This window comes from Knoellia aerolata DSM 18566 (assembly GCF_000768695.1).
GTDB lineage: Bacteria > Actinomycetota > Actinomycetes > Actinomycetales > Dermatophilaceae > Knoellia > Knoellia aerolata.
Genome location: NZ_AVPL01000071.1, coordinates 1 through 15074 on the forward strand (window position 1 = coordinate 1; position 15074 = coordinate 15074).

A 15074-nucleotide genomic window follows, 5' to 3' on the forward strand; every position below is an offset into this window, starting at 1 on the left:
CGCCCCGAGGCGCGCTGGCGCCGCCAGCCCGGTGACCTCGCCCAGCTCGGGCCGCTCCAGCGCGACCTGCTGCGCAGCGCCCTCGACGCCGTCGCGCCCGGCGGGCTCGTCGGCTACGCGACGTGCAGCCCGCACCCGGCGGAGACGACCTTCGTCGTCCGCGACGTGCTCAAGAAGCGCGACGACGTCGAGGTCGTCGATGCGCGGGACCTCTTCCGGGACGCCTCGGGCGAGGTGCTGCACGACCTCGGCGACGGGCCGGCCGTCCAGCTGTGGCCACACGTGCACGGCACCGACGCGATGTTCTTCACCCTGCTGCGCAAGACGTCCTGACCCCGCCCCACCCCCGCTTGCGTCTGCGCGGATGGTGAGGTTCTCGACCATCGACGCAGACGCTGCACCCGGGGGTGGGGGTCGGGGCGGTCGCGTCGCTAGGGTGAGCGCCGTGCAGATCTCACCGTCGATCCTCTCCGCAGACTTCGCCGACCTCCGCTCCGAGCTCGACGCGATCTCGAACGCCGACTGGGCCCACGTCGACGTCATGGACAACCACTTCGTGCCGAACCTCACGCTGGGGCTCCCCGTCGTCGAGGCCCTGCTCAAGGTCTCGCCGATCCCGCTCGACTGCCACCTCATGATCGAGGACCCCGACCGGTGGGCCCCGGCGTACGCGGAGGCCGGCGCCCAGTCGGTGACGTTCCACGCCGAGGCCGCCCGCGACCCCCGGACCCTCGCACGGACGCTGCGAGCCGCCGGGGCGCGGGCCGGCCTGGCGATCAAGCCGGGCACGCCGTGGGCGCCCTGGGCCGAGCTGCTGCCGGAGCTCGACATGGTGCTCGTCATGACGGTCGAGCCCGGGTTCGGTGGGCAGTCGTTCATGGCCGACCAGATGCCCAAGGTCGCCGAGGTGCGCGCCGCCGTCGACAAGCACGGCGGCCAGGTGTGGATCCAGGTCGACGGCGGGGTGTCGGCCTCGACGATCGAGCAGTGCGCCGAGGCGGGGGCCGACGTCTTCGTCGCCGGGTCCGCGGTCTACGGGGCCGAGTCCGCCGCGGCCGCCGTCGACGAGCTGCGCGCGCTCGCGACCAAGCACCGCCACTGAGCGCGTGGCCACCGACGACGTCGCCTCACTCGCGGCCGGCGAGGTCCTCCGCGGCCGGGACGTGCTCGGTCAGGAGCTGGCCGGGCTGAGCTGGGAGAGCGCCGCGGTCGTCGACTCCGTCTTCGAGGACTGCACCTTCACGGGCTGCAACCTGTCGATGACGCGGCTCACCGACACCCGCTTCGTCGACTGCACCTTCGTGGGCTGCAAGATGCTCGCCGTGAACTGGACCGTGACCGGGGCCGGGTCGATGCTGGCCCAGCCGCTGCGCTTCGAGCGGTGTCGCCTCGACGGGTCGACCTTCGCGGGGCTCGACCTCACCGGCTTCACCTTCGAGGACTGCGTCCTCACCGACGTCGACTTCAGCGAGGCCGACCTGCGTCGGGCCGTCCTCGCCGGTTCGGAGCTGTCAGGCGCGAGGTTCGCGCGGAGCGACCTGCGCGACGCGGACCTGCGCGGCACCCGCGGCCTCGCACTCGACCCGCGCGAGAACCGCCTCAAGGGCGCGCGCCTCGACCTCGACGCGACCCCCGGCCTGCTCGCGCCCTTCGGGGTCACCATCACCTGAACCCCCCGGCCTCGTGTGACTGGGCGCGAGCCAGGACCCGCGCTCGGGCACACGAGGCGGCGGGGGCGTGGGGGAGGTCACGGTGGACACCGATTCGCGCACGGGTGCGGCTGCGGCATACTGAGCAACGACGTGCTCCGGGGTCGGTGCAATTCCGAACCGGCGGTGACAGTCCGCGACCCGACCGCAGCCAGCGGCCGGTTGACTGGGTGGAACTCCCAGACCGACGGTGAGAGTCCGGATGGTAGGCAGCACGCGACAGCGGGACCTTCGAGGTCGCGCCGTCCGACGTCACCTTCCGTGGCGGCGGCGGTGCCCGCCCGCACGCACGTCCCCCGGAGCTCGACCCACAGGTCTCGAGCACGAGGGCAGGACGATGCAGCAGCCGAGCACGACCGACGCACCGTGGATGCTGCGCGCCCTCGAGCTCGCCGCGAACGGCCCCGAGGCCGACCCCAACCCACGCGTCGGATGCGTCCTCGTCGGCCCGGACGGGACGCTCGTCGCCGAGGGCTGGCACCGTGGCGCCGGCACCCCGCACGCGGAGGCCGCCGCGCTGGCCGCCGCCGGCGAGCGGGCCAGGGGCTGCACGGCCTACGTCACCCTCGAGCCGTGCCACCACACCGGCCGCACCGAGCCGTGCTCGCACGCGCTCGCTGCCGCCGGCATCACCCGCGTCATGTATGCCGTCCCCGACCCGAACGCCTCGGCCGCCGGGGGAGCCGCCTGGCTGGCGGAGCAGGGGGTCTCCACCGAGGGGGGTGTTCTCCGGACGGCGTCGGAGGCGCTCAACCGCACGTGGCTGCACCTCAAGCGGACCGGCCGGCCGTGGGTCACGTGGAAGCTCGCGACGACCCTCGACGGCCGCAGTGCCGCCGCCGACGGCACCAGCCAGTGGATCACCGGGCCCGAGGCCCGCGCCGACGTGCACGAGCAACGGGCCAGGTGCGGCGCGATCCTCATCGGCACCGGCACCGCGCTCAACGACAACCCCCGGCTCACGGTCCGCCTCCCCGACGGCTCGCTGCACGAGCGCCAGCCGCTGCGCGTCGTCATGGGTCAGCGTGACCTCCCGAGCGACGCACGGCTGTTCGACGACGCCGCCGAGACGCTGCACCTGCGCACCCGCAGCCCGCGGGAGGTCCTCACCGCGCTCGCCGCCCGCGAGATCCACCACGTCTGGCTCGAGGGCGGCCCGACCGTCGCGGCAGCCTTCATGGCCGACGGCCTCGTCGACGAGATCGTCGCCTACGTCGCGCCCGTCCTCCTCGGTCGCGGGCGACCGTCGGTGAGCGACCTCGGCATCACGACCATCGCCGACGCCCTCCGGCTCGACCCCACCGACACCCGCGTCGTCGGCCACGACATCCGCATCACCGCCACCCTCCAGGAGACCCTCTGATGTTCACCGGCATCGTCGAAGAGCTCGGGCACGTCAGCGACGTGACCCCGGGCGAGACGTCGGCCCGCCTGACCCTCACCGGTCCGCTCGTGACGAGCGACGCCGTCCACGGGGCCTCGATCTCGGTCAACGGCGTCTGCCTCACCGTCGTCGAGCACGACACCGACGCGGGGTGGTTCACCGTCGACGTCATGGCCGAGACGCTGTCCCGCAGCAGCCTCGGTGCGCTGAGCCCCGGCGACCCCGTCAACCTCGAGCGGGCGATGGCCGCCTCCAGCCGCTTCGGCGGGCACATCGTCCAGGGCCACGTCGACGGCACCGCGAGCGTGCTCGAACGCCTCCCGGGCGACCGCTGGGAGGTCGTGACGTTCACGCTGCCCGCCTCCCTCGCCCGCTACGTCGTCGAGAAGGGCTCGGTCACCGTCGACGGCGTCAGCCTCACCGTCTCGGCCGTGACCGACACGACGTTCAGCGTCTCCCTCATCCCCACCACCCTCGCCCTCACGACCCTCGGGACACGGGCGGTCGGTGACGCCGTCAACCTCGAGGTCGACGTGCTCGCGAAGTACGTCGAGCGGCTCCTCAGCACACGTCCCACCACGGAGGTCATCGCATGAACTGGCTCGAGCGTCTCTTCGAGGCCCAGCTGACCATCGGCTCGTCGCACATCCTGTGGCGCGAGGTCGTCGGCAACGTCTTCGGGTTCGCCTCGGCGATCGGTGGCATGCGCCGCCGCGTCTGGGCGTGGCCGGTCGGCATCATCGGCAACCTCCTGCTCTTCACCGTCTTCTTCGGGGTCGCCTTCGCCAACCCCCAGCAGCAGACCCTCTACGGGCAGGCCGGGCGCCAGGTCTTCTTCATCCTCACCAGCGTCTACGGCTGGTGGCGCTGGCAGGAGCACCGCAAGGCACGGGGCGCCGACGCCCCCGCCATCACGCCGCGGTGGGCCACGGTTCGTGAGCGCGCGGGCTACCTGGGGGTCTGGGTCGGTGGCGTCCTCATCGGCCAGTGGGTGTTCGCGACGATCGGCGCGGCCTGGCCGGCGCCGCGCTGGTACTTCTGGTGCGACGCGTGGATCTTCGTCGGGTCGATGCTCGCGACGTACGCGATGGCCCGGGGCTGGAACGACTTCTGGCTCATGTGGATCGCCGTCGACCTCGTCGGCGTCCCGCTGCTGTGGCACTCGAAGTTCTACCCGTCCGCCGTCCTGTATGCCGTGTACGGCGCCCTGGTGCTCTACGGCTTCACGGTGTGGCTCAAGGCCTCCCGCGAGGAACGCGACCCGCAGCGCGAGCTGACCGAGGCGATGACATGAGCGCCCTCTCGAGCATCGAGGAGGCCCTCGCCGCACTGCGCGCCGGGCGGCCGGTCCTCGTGACCGACGACGAGCACCGTGAGAACGAGGGCGACGTCGTGCTCGCCGCCGAGACGCTCACCGACGCGTGGATGGCATGGACGATCCGCCACTCGTCGGGCTACGTCTGCGCGCCGGTGACGGACGCGCTGGCCGACCGCCTCGACCTCCCGCTCATGGTGCGGGACAACGCGGACCGGTTGCGGACGGCATACACGGTCACGGTCGACGCGGCGCAGGGCGTGACGACGGGCATCAGCGCGGCCGACCGCGCCCTCACCGTGCGCCTCCTCGCCGACCCGTCGGCCGGCGCCGGCGACTTCGTGCGGCCCGGCCACGTCGTGCCGCTGCGGGCCCGCGAGGGAGGCGTGCTCGTGCGGCCCGGCCACACCGAGGCCGCCGTCGACCTGTGCCGCCTGGCCGGCCTGGCCCCGGTCGGCGCGATCGCCGAGCTGACCCACGACGACGGCACGATGATGCGGCTCCCGGCGGTCCTCGACCTCGGCGCCGAGCACGACCTGCCGGTCATCACCATCGAGCAGCTCGTCACGCACCGCCAGCGGCACGACCGCGTCACCCGCCACGCGACCACGACCCTGCCGACCGAGGACGGGACGTTCACCGCCCACGCCTACCGCGACTCCCTCACCGGTGACGAGCACCTCGCCCTCGTCAGCCCGCGCGGCCTCGGGACGGGGCCCGTGCTCACGCGCCTGCACAGCGAGTGCCTCACCGGTGACGTGTTCGGCTCGGCGCGCTGCGACTGCGGCCCCCAGCTGCGTCGCGCCCGGACCCGCGTGGCCCGCGAGGGTGGCGTCGTCGTCTACGTGCGGGGTCACGAGGGCCGCGGTGTCGGTCTCGCCGACAAGATCGCCGCGTATGCCGTCCAGGACGGCGGAGCCGACACGGTCGCGGCCCAGGTCGAGCTGGGGCTGCCCATCGACGACCGCGACTACGCCGCGGCGACCGCGATCCTGCACGACCTGGGGGTCGGCACGGTCCGGCTCCTCACCAACAACCCGGACAAGGTCGAGGCCGTCCGCGGCGCCGGCATCGAGGTCGCCACGGTCGAGCGGCTCCAGGTCGCCCCGGTGGCGACGAACGCGGCGTACCTGCGCACCAAGCGCGACCGCCTCGGTCACGACCTCGTCCTCGACTCCCACGACGCCACGGAGGCGACCGCATGAAGGCAGGAGCACCCCTGGTGCAGACCGACGGCGCCGGCCTCAGGGTCGCCATCGTCGCTGCGAGCTGGCACAGGGCGGTGATGGACGGGCTCGTCGACGGCGCCGTCGCCGCGCTCGCCGAGGTGGGTCTCACCGACGTCCCGGTCGTCCGGGTACCCGGCACCGTCGAGCTCTCGGTCGCGTGCGCGCGGCTCGCGCCGACCCATGACGCGCTCGTTGCGCTCGGCGTCGTCATCCGCGGTGGTACGCCCCACTTCGACTACGTGTGCTCGGGCGTGACGCACGGGCTCACCGACGTCAGCACCCGCACCGGCGTTCCCATCGGCTTCGGCGTCCTCACCTGCGACACGGCCGAGCAGGCGCTGGCCCGGGCCGGCCTGCCGGGGTCGAGCGAGGACAAGGGCGGGGAGGCGGCGATGGCCGCCGTCGCCACGGCCGTGACGTTGCGCGAGCTGGCCCCTCGTACGATTGACGCGTGAAGACCTTCGACGCCCTGTTCGCCGAGCTCACCGACAAGGCCGTGACGCGTCCGGAGGGCTCGGGCACCGTCGCGCAGCTCGACGCCGGGGTGCACGCCATCGGGAAGAAGATCGTCGAGGAGGCCGCCGAGGTCTGGATGGCCGCCGAGCACGAGAGCGACGAGCGCGCCGCCGAGGAGATCTCGCAGCTGCTCTACCACCTGCAGGTCCTCATGGTCGCCAAGGGCCTGACCCTCGACGACGTCTACACCCACCTCTGAGACAGAGACACCATGCTGCGAATTGCCGTGCCCAACAAGGGCTCCCTCTCCGACGCCGCGGGCGACATGCTGCGCGAGTCGGGCTACCGCACCCGCCGCGACGCCAAGGAGCTCGTCGTCACCGACGAGGCCAACGGGGTCGAGCTGTTCTACCTGCGCCCGCGCGACATCGCCGTCTACGTCGGCTCCGGCACCGTCGACTGCGGGATCACGGGTCGTGACCTCCTGCTCGACTCCGGCAGCGCCGCGTCCGAGGTCATGGCGCTCGGCTTCGGCCAGTCGACCTTCCGGTATGCCGGCCGCCCCGGTTCCGTCGCCGCCCTCGCCGACATCGCCGGTCGCCGCGTCGCCACGAGCTACCAGGGACTCGTCGAGAAGCACCTCGCGGAGCACGGGGTCCAGGCCGAGGTCGTCCGCCTCGACGGGGCCGTCGAGACCGCGATCACCCTCGGCGTGGCCGACGTCATCGCCGACGTCGTCGAGACCGGCGGGACCCTGCGCAGCCAGGGGCTCGAGGTCTTCGGTGACCCGATCCTGCGCAGCGAGGCCGTCCTCATCCGCCGCGAGGGCAGCGACCAGGTCGCGGCCATCGAGGTGCTGCGTCGCCGGCTGCTCGGTGTCGTCACTGCCCGCCACTACGTCATGCTCGACTACGACGTCCCGGCCACGCTCGTCGACGAGGCGTGCGCCATCACGCCCGGCCTGGAGTCGCCCACGGTCTCGAGCCTGCAGAACCCCGAGTGGAAGGCCGTCCGCGCCATGGTCCCGCGATCCGGCACCAACCAGGTGATGGACCGCCTCTACGAGATGGGCGCCCGCGCGATCCTCGTCACCGACATCGCCGCGTGCCGGTTGTGACCCAGCCGGTGTCGGCCGAGCCGTTCAGGTCGCGACGCGGCCGGCTCATGGCGATCGTCATGGCGGTCGTCTCCCTCGTGCTGTTCGTCGTCCTCGCGCTCCTCGTCGCCGGGGTCGCCGAGGGCGGCTGGGTCGTGGCCGACCGGGTCATGATGGTCGTCATCGGAGTCGTCCTCGCCGGGGCCCTGTGGCAGTGGGCGAGCATCAGCGCCGTCCCGGACGAGTCGGGCATCACCGTGCGCAACCTCGTCGGCCGGCGCCACGTCGCCTGGGACGAGATCCGGGACGTGACCTTCGACGAGGGCGACCCGTGGGCCACCCTCCACCTGCGTGACACCGAGACGGTGGCCGTCATGGCCATCCAGCGGGCCGACGGCGAGTCCTCACGCGGTGAGGCGCAGCGCCTCGCCGAGCTCATCGCCGCCTCCCGCCACCGCGCCTGACCCCGCGAGTCCCGGCTCCCGAGCCGGTCGTCCGGTCGCGAGCCGGATCGATGCGGCTCGCGACGCCACACCCGGCTCCCGAGCCGGTCCCGCCGATCCCGCGGTGTACCGAACGAGGGGAATTGGCGAGTTGGGGACGGGTCAGCGGACGCGTTCGCGGGCCGGGTGGAGCACGAGGGCGGCGCCGATCTGCACGACCATGAGCCCCGCGAGCACGAGCCAGATCGTCGAGTAGGCGCCGGACAGGTCACGGAGCGCACCCATCGTCGTCGGCCCCAGCGAGGCGACGGTGTACGAGAAGAGGAACGCCATCGCGGTGAACCGGGCGGCGGCGGCCGGTGACACGGCGTACCGGACGAGCAGGACCATCCCGATCGCGAACGAGGCGCCCTGCGCGGTCCCGAGCAGGACCGCCCACAGCCAGGGCGCCGCGTCCGGTGCGGCCCACACGCCGGTCTGGCCGGCGAGGCCGAACACCCCGGCCCCGACGAGCGGGATCCGCCAGTCGCCGACCCGGTCGGTGATCGCCGGGCCGACGAGGCCGGAGACGAACTGGGCGCCGGTGAAGACCGAGAGCAGCAGCCCCGCGTCGCGCGCGTCCCAGCCGTGGTCGACGTAGGTCGGGGAGAACCAGGCGAGGGTCGAGTAGAACTGCCACGACTGCACCGCGAGGAACGCCGCGACGAGCCACGCGGTCCTGCTGCGCCACGGCAGCCCGTGGGCGAGGTCGGCGGGGTGCTGGTCGTGGTCGCCACCGCGGTGCACGGCCCGGTCGACGGGCAGCCACAGGAGCACCCCGCCCACGGCGACGAGCCCCCAGAACCCGAGCGCGAGCGGCCACCCGCCGGCAGCATCGGCGAGCGGGACGGACACGGCCGCGGCGACGGCGGCGCCACCCATCATGGCGAGCATCTGCAGGCCGGTCGCCAGGCCGGCGCGTCCGGCCGGGAAGAAGCCCTTGACGAGCCCCGGAAGCAGCGTCCCGGCGAGGGCGATCCCCGCGCCGGCGCACAGGGTCCCGAGGTAGAGCGCGGCGACCTCGTCCGAGAAGGCCCGGGTGAGGTTGCCGACGGCGACGGCGACCATCGCGATGGAGATGCTGCGGGCGGCGCCGAGGCGCAGCCCGACGCGGGCCGCTGCCGGGGCGAGCAGCCCCATGCAGAGCACCGGGAGGGTCGTCAGCACGCCCAGCCAGACCGAGCTCAGCCCGAGGTCCTCGCGGATGCGGGGGAGGAGCGGCGGGAGCGCCGTCATGAGCGTGCGCAGGCTCAACGAGACGGCGACGACGCCGAGGACGACGAGCCCCAGCGACGGACCACCCGCCGGCGCCGCGGGCGCCGCGCGCGCCGCGGACACCGGCCCGCCGGTCCCGGCCGACGACCCCGTGTCGATCCGGACGTCGGCGTCGCGGGCCGAGTGTGCCGCGGGGGAGGCAGGAGCACCGGGAGCACCGGGAGCACCGGGGGAACCGGGGGCGCCGGGGGAGGCGGGCGCAGCGGCCCACAGCCGGCGCTCCTGGTCGGCCCACTCGTCCCAGTGCGAGGCGAACACCTCTCCGTCGCGGGCGATCGCACGGGTGCGGCGTTCGTCCGCCGGTGCCTCCACCCAGACGGTGGCACTCGCCCGGTCGCCGGCGATGGCGAACGCCCCGACCCCTTCGAGGACGACGAGCGCCGGTGCGTCGACGGGCACGTCCGGGCCCCGGGTGTCGCGGTCCCAGTCCCACGTCGGGTGGCTCGGCGCCGACCCGCCCTGCCACGCCTCGATGAGGGAGCCCTGCGTCAGGGCGACGGTCCTCGCCAGCCCGGTCCATCCCTGGTGCATGTCGTCGACGTGGAGGAGCCTGGCTCCGAGGTCGCCGGCCAGCGCGGCGGCGAGGGTCGTCTTGCCGGAGCCGCTGGGTCCGTCGACGGCCACGACCGCCACGGGGCCGCACCGGGGGCCGCGCTCGTCGACGAGGCTCCTCACCCGGTCCACCAGGCCCTCGGGCAGCACCGTCTCCACGACGGCAACCCTAGGGTGAGGGCGACACCGGCACGTGGGTGGTCGCCTCCTCGACGCTCATGCCGGTGAGCACGAGCAGGTCGACGACCATGGAGCGGACCTGCCCGCGGATGACCTCGCCGGAGAGGCCGGCGTGGGGGTCGGGCAGGACGCTGCGCCGTCCCAGCCGCTCGAGCCCGGCTCGCGCGGTGAGCGGCTGCTGCCGCTCGTGCAGCTGGCGGGCGATGTCGTCGCACGATCGCGCGAGCTCCTCGACGAGGTCGACGTAGGCCGGCGGCACGACCTCGTCGCGCCGCACCCCGGTGGCGGCCCGGCGCACGAGCACCCGCAGGTTGCGGATCGCGCGGTCGAGCGGCTCGAGCAGGTCGGCGACCGCCTGGACACCGGGCAGGTGGCGGCGGCGGAACGGCGAGAGCCGGACGACGGCGACGCCCTCGGCCGAGAGCGAGCGGAGGTCGGCGAGCATCGACTCCGAGGCCCGGGCCCGGGCGAGGGTGCGCCGGGCGAGCTCCTCGTCCCCGGTCCGCAGGGCCGCCACGGTGTCGGTGAGGATCGCCCCGATCTCCTGCACGACGAGGGCGGCGCGCTGCCGCGGTCGCTGCAGCCCGGTCGCGGGGACGAGGACGCTAATGACGAGGGCGACCCCGCCCCCGATGACGGCGTCGAGCCAGCGGGTGAAGGCCTGCCCGGGAGCGGCCACGAGGGTCGTGATGATGGCGGACTGCACGCCCGCCTGGATGGTGATGAGCAGGCCCGCGCCGAACAGCGACGCGATCGTCATCGCGAGCACGACCACGACGAGGAGCTGGAGGATCCCGGTCCCGAACACGTGGGCGAACACGTCGCCGATGAGGACCCCGATGGCCACACCGACCATGACGTCGGCGGCGCGCCGGACACGCTGGCCGTAGGACATGCCGAGCGTGATGATCGCCGTCACCGGCGCGAAGAAGGGCAGCGGGTGGTCGAAGACGTCCTTCGCGAGCCACCACGCCAGCGCTGCCCCGACTCCGCACTGGACGATGAAGGCCATCCGCGCCGCGACCCGGGTGGTGCGGTCCCGCGCCTCGGAGCGCGACCGCGCGGCGACGCGGGCGGGCAGGTCGCTGGCGGACGGCATACCCGGCATCATCCCCTGCCGGATAGCCTGCCCGCGTGAGTGTCGCCATCCGTGTCATCCCCTGCCTCGACGTCGACGCCGGGCGGGTGGTCAAGGGCGTGAACTTCGAGAACCTCCGCGACGCCGGGGATCCCGTCGAGCTCGCCCGCAGCTACGGCGAGCAGGGCGCCGACGAGCTCACCTTCCTCGACGTCACGGCGAGCAGCGGTGACCGGGCGACGACCTACGACGTCGTGCGCCGCACCGCCGAACAGGTCTTCATCCCACTCACCGTCGGCGGGGGAGTGCGCACCGTCGACGACGTGGACCGCCTGCTGCGCAGCGGCGCCGACAAGGTCGGTGTCAACACGGCCGCCATCGCGCGCCCCGAGCTCATCGCCGAGACCGCGGACCGCTTCGGGTCGCAGGTGCTCGTCCTGTCGGCCGACGTGCGGCGGCGTCGCGGCGACGACGGCCGGCCCACCGACGACGTCGAGGTGACCACCCACGGCGGGCGCACCGGCACCGGCCTCGACGCCATCGAGTGGTGCGTGCGCGCCGCCGAGCTCGGCGCCGGGGAGATCCTGCTCAACTCGATGGACGCCGACGGCACCAGGGCCGGGTTCGACCTCGACCTCATCGCCCGCGTGCGCCGCGAGGTGACGGTCCCCGTCATCGCCAGCGGCGGTGCCGGGGCGGTGGAGCACTTCGCACCCGCCGTGCGGGCCGGCGCCGACGCCGTGCTCGCGGCCAGCGTCTTCCACTTCGGCGACCTGACGATCGGCCAGGTCAAGGACGCGCTCCGGGCCGACGGCCACCCCGTCCGCTAGGTCAGAGCAGGTAGGTCACGCACAGCCCGACGACGACGGCCGCGAGGGCCACGTAGACGCCGGTGATGATGACCCGTCCCTGCCGGTGACGCTCGACCCTCGTCCCGTCGAGCACCTCGTCGGTGCGGATCCAGGACAGGATCGGCAGCACGACGACGAGCAGCACACCGAGCCCGGCCGCGCCGCCGATGCCCCAGCTGCCGAAGAACGTCCACACCCCCGTGATCGCCCCCACGCCGTCGTCCCACCAGTAGTGGAAGCCGCCGTTGGCCTCGCTCGCGGCGCGGACCGTCCGGCCGGCGGCGGGCAGGGCGCTCAGGCCACCGACGACGAGGGCGCTCGCCAGCGCCGCCGGCAGGGGGGCGCTGACGCACGCGAGGAACAGCCGCGTGGGCAGCGGCATCACCGTGTCGCGCCAGAAGAGCTCGAGGCAGGCCCACGCGGCCACGACCGCGGGTGCGGCGATCGGGACGAGCAGCCCCGGGCCGTCGCCCTCGGCGTCGCCCATGGAGCTCCAGGTCGTGAGCACGCTCGCGACGGCGAGCACGGCGGTGATGACGAGGAGCCACGGCGAGAACTCGTCGCGGATCGCCGTGAGGACGCGAGGACCCGAGGGGGACGCCGTCACGAGAGGCCGAAGCGGGCGGCCTCGAAGCGTGCGACCGCCTCCTCGGGCCCGGTCACCTCGACGTCCGCGACCCCACGACGTCCGTATGCCGTGAGCAACAGCTCCAGCGGGGCTCCCGTCACCGTCACGGTGGACTCCCCGCTTCTCACCGTGAGCGCCTCGCGACCGGGGGCGACGAGCAGCACCCCGTCGGGCACCCGCCGGAAGAGGAGCCGGCCCATCCGGGTGAGGAGCGACCACGCAGCGGCCTCGAGGTGTGCGGACGGCTCCCGGCGCGGACCCGGCGCGCCGTCACCGCGGAGCACGTCCTCGTGGTGGACGACCATCTCGGCGAGGTTCGCCGCGTTGTCGACCGCGGGCAGGCGGGCCGGGTGCCACGCGGGCGGACCCGAGCGCACGGCCTCGACGAGGTCCGGCCACGGCTGGGCGGCGATCCGCGCCTGCTCCCGCTCGGTCCGCTCCCTGAGGAAGGGGAGCCAGATGCCCGACGAGAGGTCGGGACGACCCTCCCGGACGACGAGGTGCGCCGCGAGGTCGCGGGTGGTCCACGGCGAGCACAGCGTAGGTGCGTCCGGACCCACCGCCTCGAAGGTGTCGCAGAGCGCGAGGCGCTCCTGGCGGGCGAGGGCTGGGGAGGTGTCCGACATGGGCCCATCCTCGCCTCTGCCCTGCCGCGCGGCACAATGGCGTCCGTGCCCGACCTCGACCCCACCGTCTCCAGCCGACTCCGTTTCGACGACGCCGGCCTCGTCGCCGCCGTCGTCCAGCAGCACGACAGCCACGAGGTCCTCATGCTCGGGTGGATGGACGTCGAGGCGGTCCGTCGCACGCTGACCGAGGGCCGGGTGACCTTCTGGTCCCGCAGCCGCCAGGAGTACTGGCGCAAGGGCGACACCTCCGGTCACGCGCAGTACGTGCGGTCGGTGGCCGTCGACTGCGACGGTGACGCGCTCCTCGTGCAGGTCCACCAGGTCGGTGCGGCCTGCCACACGGGTGACCGCACCTGCTTCGACGCCGGTGACCTCGACGTCGTGGTGGGGGACGTGCCCGCGTGAGCGCCCAGCCCCAGCCCCAGCCCTCGCCCGACCTTGCCTTCGGTGCCACGTGGCCCTCGCTGGACCTCTTCTCGGTGCTCGCCGAGGGCCGCCGGGTCGTCCCGGTCGTCCGACGGCTCATGGCCGACGCCGAGACGCCGGTCGGGCTCTACCGCAAGCTCGCCCGCAACCGGCCCGGGACCTTCCTCCTCGAGTCGGCCGAGCACGGCGGGGTGTGGTCGCGCTACTCGATCATCGGCGCCGCGAGCCGCGCCACCCTCACCGAGAAGGACGGTGAGGCCCACTGGATCGGCGAGCCCCCCGCCGGCGTGCCCACCGGCGGGCTCGCCACCGAGGCGCTGCGCGACACCGTCGCCGCGCTCGCGACCGACCCGATCCCGGGACTGCCGCCGCTCACCGGCGGCATGGTCGGGATGATCTCGTACGACGCGGTGCGCCGCTGGGAGAAGGTCCCCTCGACCACCCCCGACGTGCTGCACCTCCCCGAGATCGCGATGATGCTCGCCACCGACCTCGCCGTCCTCGACCACTCCGACGGCTCCGTGCTGCTCATCGCCAACGCGCTCAACTACGACGCCACCGACGACCGGGTCGAGCAGGCCTGGGCCGATGCCGTCGCCCGCCTCGACACCATGACGCGCGACCTGGCCGCGCCCGCGGAGAGCACCGTCTCGGTCGTGGACACCGACGTCGTGGACGACGCGCTCCGCACCGTCACCGGCAACCTCAGCCGCGACGACTACGAGGCCATGGTCGAGAGCGCCAAGGAGGACATCCGCGCCGGCGAGGTGTTCCAGGTCGTGCTGTCGCAGCGCTTCTCGATGCCGTGCCCGGCCGACGCGCTCGACGTCTACCGCGCGCTGCGGGCGGGCAACCCCAGCCCGTACATGTACCTCTTCCGGTTCACGCGACCGGACGGGACGGCATACGACGTCGTCGGCAGCTCTCCCGAGGCGCTCGTCAAGGTGACGGGCAGCCGGGCCATCACCCACCCCATCGCCGGGTCGCGGCCGCGCGGGAAGTCCCCCGAGGACGACGTCCGGCTGGCCGAGGACCTCCTCGCCGACCCCAAGGAGCGCTCCGAGCACGTCATGCTCGTCGACCTCGGCCGCAACGACCTCGGCCGGGTGTGCCGGCCCGGGACCGTCGACGTCGTCGAGTTCATGGACGTGCGCCGCTACAGCCACGTCATGCACCTCGAGTCGACGGTCGTCGGCGAGATCCGCGACGGCGTCCGCGCCTACGACGTCCTCGTGTCCACGTTCCCCGCCGGCACGCTCTCCGGGGCGCCGAAGCCGCGCGCGCTGAGCCTCATCGAGGGCTACGAGCCGTCGCGCCGCGGCGTCTACGGCGGCGTCGTCGGCTACCTCGACTTCCACGGCGACCTCGACATGGCGATCGCCATCCGGACCGCCCTCATCGACGACGGCACCGCCCACGTGCAGGCGGGCGCCGGGATCGTCGCGGACTCGGTGCCACGCAACGAGCACGACGAGTGCGTCGCCAAGGCGACCGCGGTGCTGCGGGCCGTGGCGACCGCCTCCGCCCTGAGGGCGGCGACGTGAGCCTGCTCCGTCGTCGCGGCGTCCTCGTCCTCCTCGTCGTGCTCGGCGCCCTCGTCGTCGTCGTGACCGCCTCCCGCACCTGGCTCACCGGGTCCGTCGACGACGTCGTCCTCGGCCAGTCGTCGGTCTCGGCCACGGGGGCCGAGGCCGCCGCGGGAGTGGTCGCCCTCGCCCTCGTCGTGGTCGCCGGTGCCGTCGCGTCGGCGGCGGCCGGCCCGCGCGCGCGAGTGGCGGCCCTCG

General features: G+C 73.8%; 18 protein-coding genes, 1 pseudogene and 1 riboswitch. Of the genes and pseudogenes, 15 read left to right on the forward strand and 4 right to left on the reverse strand.

Annotation, left to right across the window (positions count from 1 at the left end; all coding sequences use genetic code 11):
- The 11 genes and pseudogenes from N801_RS16805 to N801_RS16855 form a co-directional block, all read left to right on the forward strand.
- Positions 1 to 333: pseudogene (locus tag N801_RS16805) on the forward strand (rRNA small subunit methyltransferase B); the annotation flags it as partial.
- Positions 334 to 445: 112 nt separating this feature from the next.
- Positions 446 to 1102 carry a ribulose-phosphate 3-epimerase gene (rpe, locus tag N801_RS16810; protein WP_035940333.1) on the forward strand — a complete coding sequence of 219 codons (657 nt, stop codon included), beginning with the start codon at positions 446 to 448 and terminating at the stop codon, positions 1100 to 1102.
- A gap of 4 nt (positions 1103 to 1106) precedes the next feature.
- The gene (locus N801_RS16815; RefSeq protein WP_052113235.1) at positions 1107 to 1670 is read left to right on the forward strand and encodes a pentapeptide repeat-containing protein; all 564 of its coding nucleotides are present in this window, start codon (positions 1107 to 1109) and stop codon (positions 1668 to 1670) included.
- A gap of 129 nt (positions 1671 to 1799) precedes the next feature.
- A riboswitch (FMN riboswitch) is annotated at positions 1800 to 1928 on the forward strand.
- 118 nt (positions 1929 to 2046) lie between these two features.
- Positions 2047 to 3072 carry a bifunctional diaminohydroxyphosphoribosylaminopyrimidine deaminase/5-amino-6-(5-phosphoribosylamino)uracil reductase RibD gene (gene ribD, locus N801_RS16820; RefSeq protein WP_035940336.1) on the forward strand — a complete coding sequence of 342 codons (1026 nt, stop codon included), beginning with the start codon at positions 2047 to 2049 and terminating at the stop codon, positions 3070 to 3072.
- A complete protein-coding gene (locus tag N801_RS16825; RefSeq protein WP_035940338.1) occupies positions 3072 to 3689 on the forward strand; it encodes a riboflavin synthase in 618 nt (205 codons plus the stop codon). The genes ribD and N801_RS16825 overlap by 1 nt, the downstream gene beginning before the upstream one ends.
- Entirely contained in the window at positions 3686 to 4387 is a 702-nt protein-coding gene (pnuC, locus tag N801_RS16830) for a nicotinamide riboside transporter PnuC (RefSeq protein ID WP_035940341.1), read from the forward strand. Before N801_RS16825 ends, pnuC begins: the two co-directional genes overlap by 4 nt.
- Positions 4384 to 5613 carry a bifunctional 3,4-dihydroxy-2-butanone-4-phosphate synthase/GTP cyclohydrolase II gene (locus N801_RS16835; RefSeq protein WP_035940343.1) on the forward strand — a complete coding sequence of 410 codons (1230 nt, stop codon included), beginning with the start codon at positions 4384 to 4386 and terminating at the stop codon, positions 5611 to 5613. The genes pnuC and N801_RS16835 overlap by 4 nt, the downstream gene beginning before the upstream one ends.
- Positions 5610 to 6092 carry a 6,7-dimethyl-8-ribityllumazine synthase gene (gene ribH / locus N801_RS16840; protein WP_035940344.1) on the forward strand — a complete coding sequence of 161 codons (483 nt, stop codon included), beginning with the start codon at positions 5610 to 5612 and terminating at the stop codon, positions 6090 to 6092. Before N801_RS16835 ends, ribH begins: the two co-directional genes overlap by 4 nt.
- Positions 6089 to 6352 carry a phosphoribosyl-ATP diphosphatase gene (locus N801_RS16845; RefSeq protein ID WP_035940347.1) on the forward strand — a complete coding sequence of 88 codons (264 nt, stop codon included), beginning with the start codon at positions 6089 to 6091 and terminating at the stop codon, positions 6350 to 6352. Before ribH ends, N801_RS16845 begins: the two co-directional genes overlap by 4 nt.
- Positions 6353 to 6364: 12 nt before the next feature.
- On the forward strand, positions 6365 to 7210 hold the full coding sequence (gene hisG / locus N801_RS16850; protein ID WP_035940349.1) for an ATP phosphoribosyltransferase: 846 nt from the start codon (positions 6365 to 6367) through the stop codon (positions 7208 to 7210).
- The gene (locus N801_RS16855; RefSeq protein ID WP_245618494.1) at positions 7198 to 7653 is read left to right on the forward strand and encodes a PH domain-containing protein; all 456 of its coding nucleotides are present in this window, start codon (positions 7198 to 7200) and stop codon (positions 7651 to 7653) included. Before hisG ends, N801_RS16855 begins: the two co-directional genes overlap by 13 nt.
- A gap of 141 nt (positions 7654 to 7794) precedes the next feature.
- Here N801_RS16855 and N801_RS16860 read toward each other — a convergent pair whose 3' ends face one another.
- Together N801_RS16860 and N801_RS16865 are read right to left on the reverse strand one after the other, a co-directional pair.
- Positions 7795 to 9657, reverse strand: a complete 1863-nt coding sequence (locus N801_RS16860; protein ID WP_169744291.1) for an MFS transporter — start codon at positions 9655 to 9657, stop codon at positions 7795 to 7797.
- Positions 9658 to 9667: 10 nt separating this feature from the next.
- Positions 9668 to 10777 carry an FUSC family protein gene (locus N801_RS16865; RefSeq protein WP_052113236.1) on the reverse strand — a complete coding sequence of 370 codons (1110 nt, stop codon included), beginning with the start codon at positions 10775 to 10777 and terminating at the stop codon, positions 9668 to 9670.
- A gap of 35 nt (positions 10778 to 10812) precedes the next feature.
- Here N801_RS16865 and hisF point away from each other — a divergent pair, with 35 nt between their 5' ends.
- A complete protein-coding gene (hisF, locus tag N801_RS16870) occupies positions 10813 to 11586 on the forward strand; it encodes an imidazole glycerol phosphate synthase subunit HisF (protein WP_035940353.1) in 774 nt (257 codons plus the stop codon).
- A 1-nt stretch (position 11587) separates the two neighbouring features.
- Here the strand turns inward: hisF and N801_RS16875 are convergent, their stop codons facing one another.
- Both N801_RS16875 and N801_RS16880 read right to left on the reverse strand, forming a co-directional pair.
- A complete protein-coding gene (locus N801_RS16875; protein WP_035940355.1) occupies positions 11588 to 12214 on the reverse strand; it encodes a hypothetical protein in 627 nt (208 codons plus the stop codon).
- Entirely contained in the window at positions 12211 to 12861 is a 651-nt protein-coding gene (locus N801_RS16880) for a TIGR03085 family metal-binding protein (RefSeq protein WP_035940357.1), read from the reverse strand. The genes N801_RS16875 and N801_RS16880 overlap by 4 nt, the downstream gene beginning before the upstream one ends.
- A 36-nt stretch (positions 12862 to 12897) precedes the next feature.
- On the opposite strand from N801_RS16880, the gene hisI reads away from it, so the two are divergent.
- The 3 genes from hisI to N801_RS16895 all read left to right on the forward strand — a co-directional run.
- On the forward strand, positions 12898 to 13269 hold the full coding sequence (gene hisI, locus N801_RS16885) for a phosphoribosyl-AMP cyclohydrolase (RefSeq protein WP_035940359.1): 372 nt from the start codon (positions 12898 to 12900) through the stop codon (positions 13267 to 13269).
- Positions 13266 to 14834 carry an anthranilate synthase component I gene (locus N801_RS16890; protein WP_035940361.1) on the forward strand — a complete coding sequence of 523 codons (1569 nt, stop codon included), beginning with the start codon at positions 13266 to 13268 and terminating at the stop codon, positions 14832 to 14834. Before hisI ends, N801_RS16890 begins: the two co-directional genes overlap by 4 nt.
- Positions 14831 to 15074 (forward strand): Trp biosynthesis-associated membrane protein (locus tag N801_RS16895; RefSeq protein ID WP_169744292.1); only part of this gene is annotated, 244 nt, incomplete at its 3' end. The genes N801_RS16890 and N801_RS16895, both read left to right, overlap by 4 nt.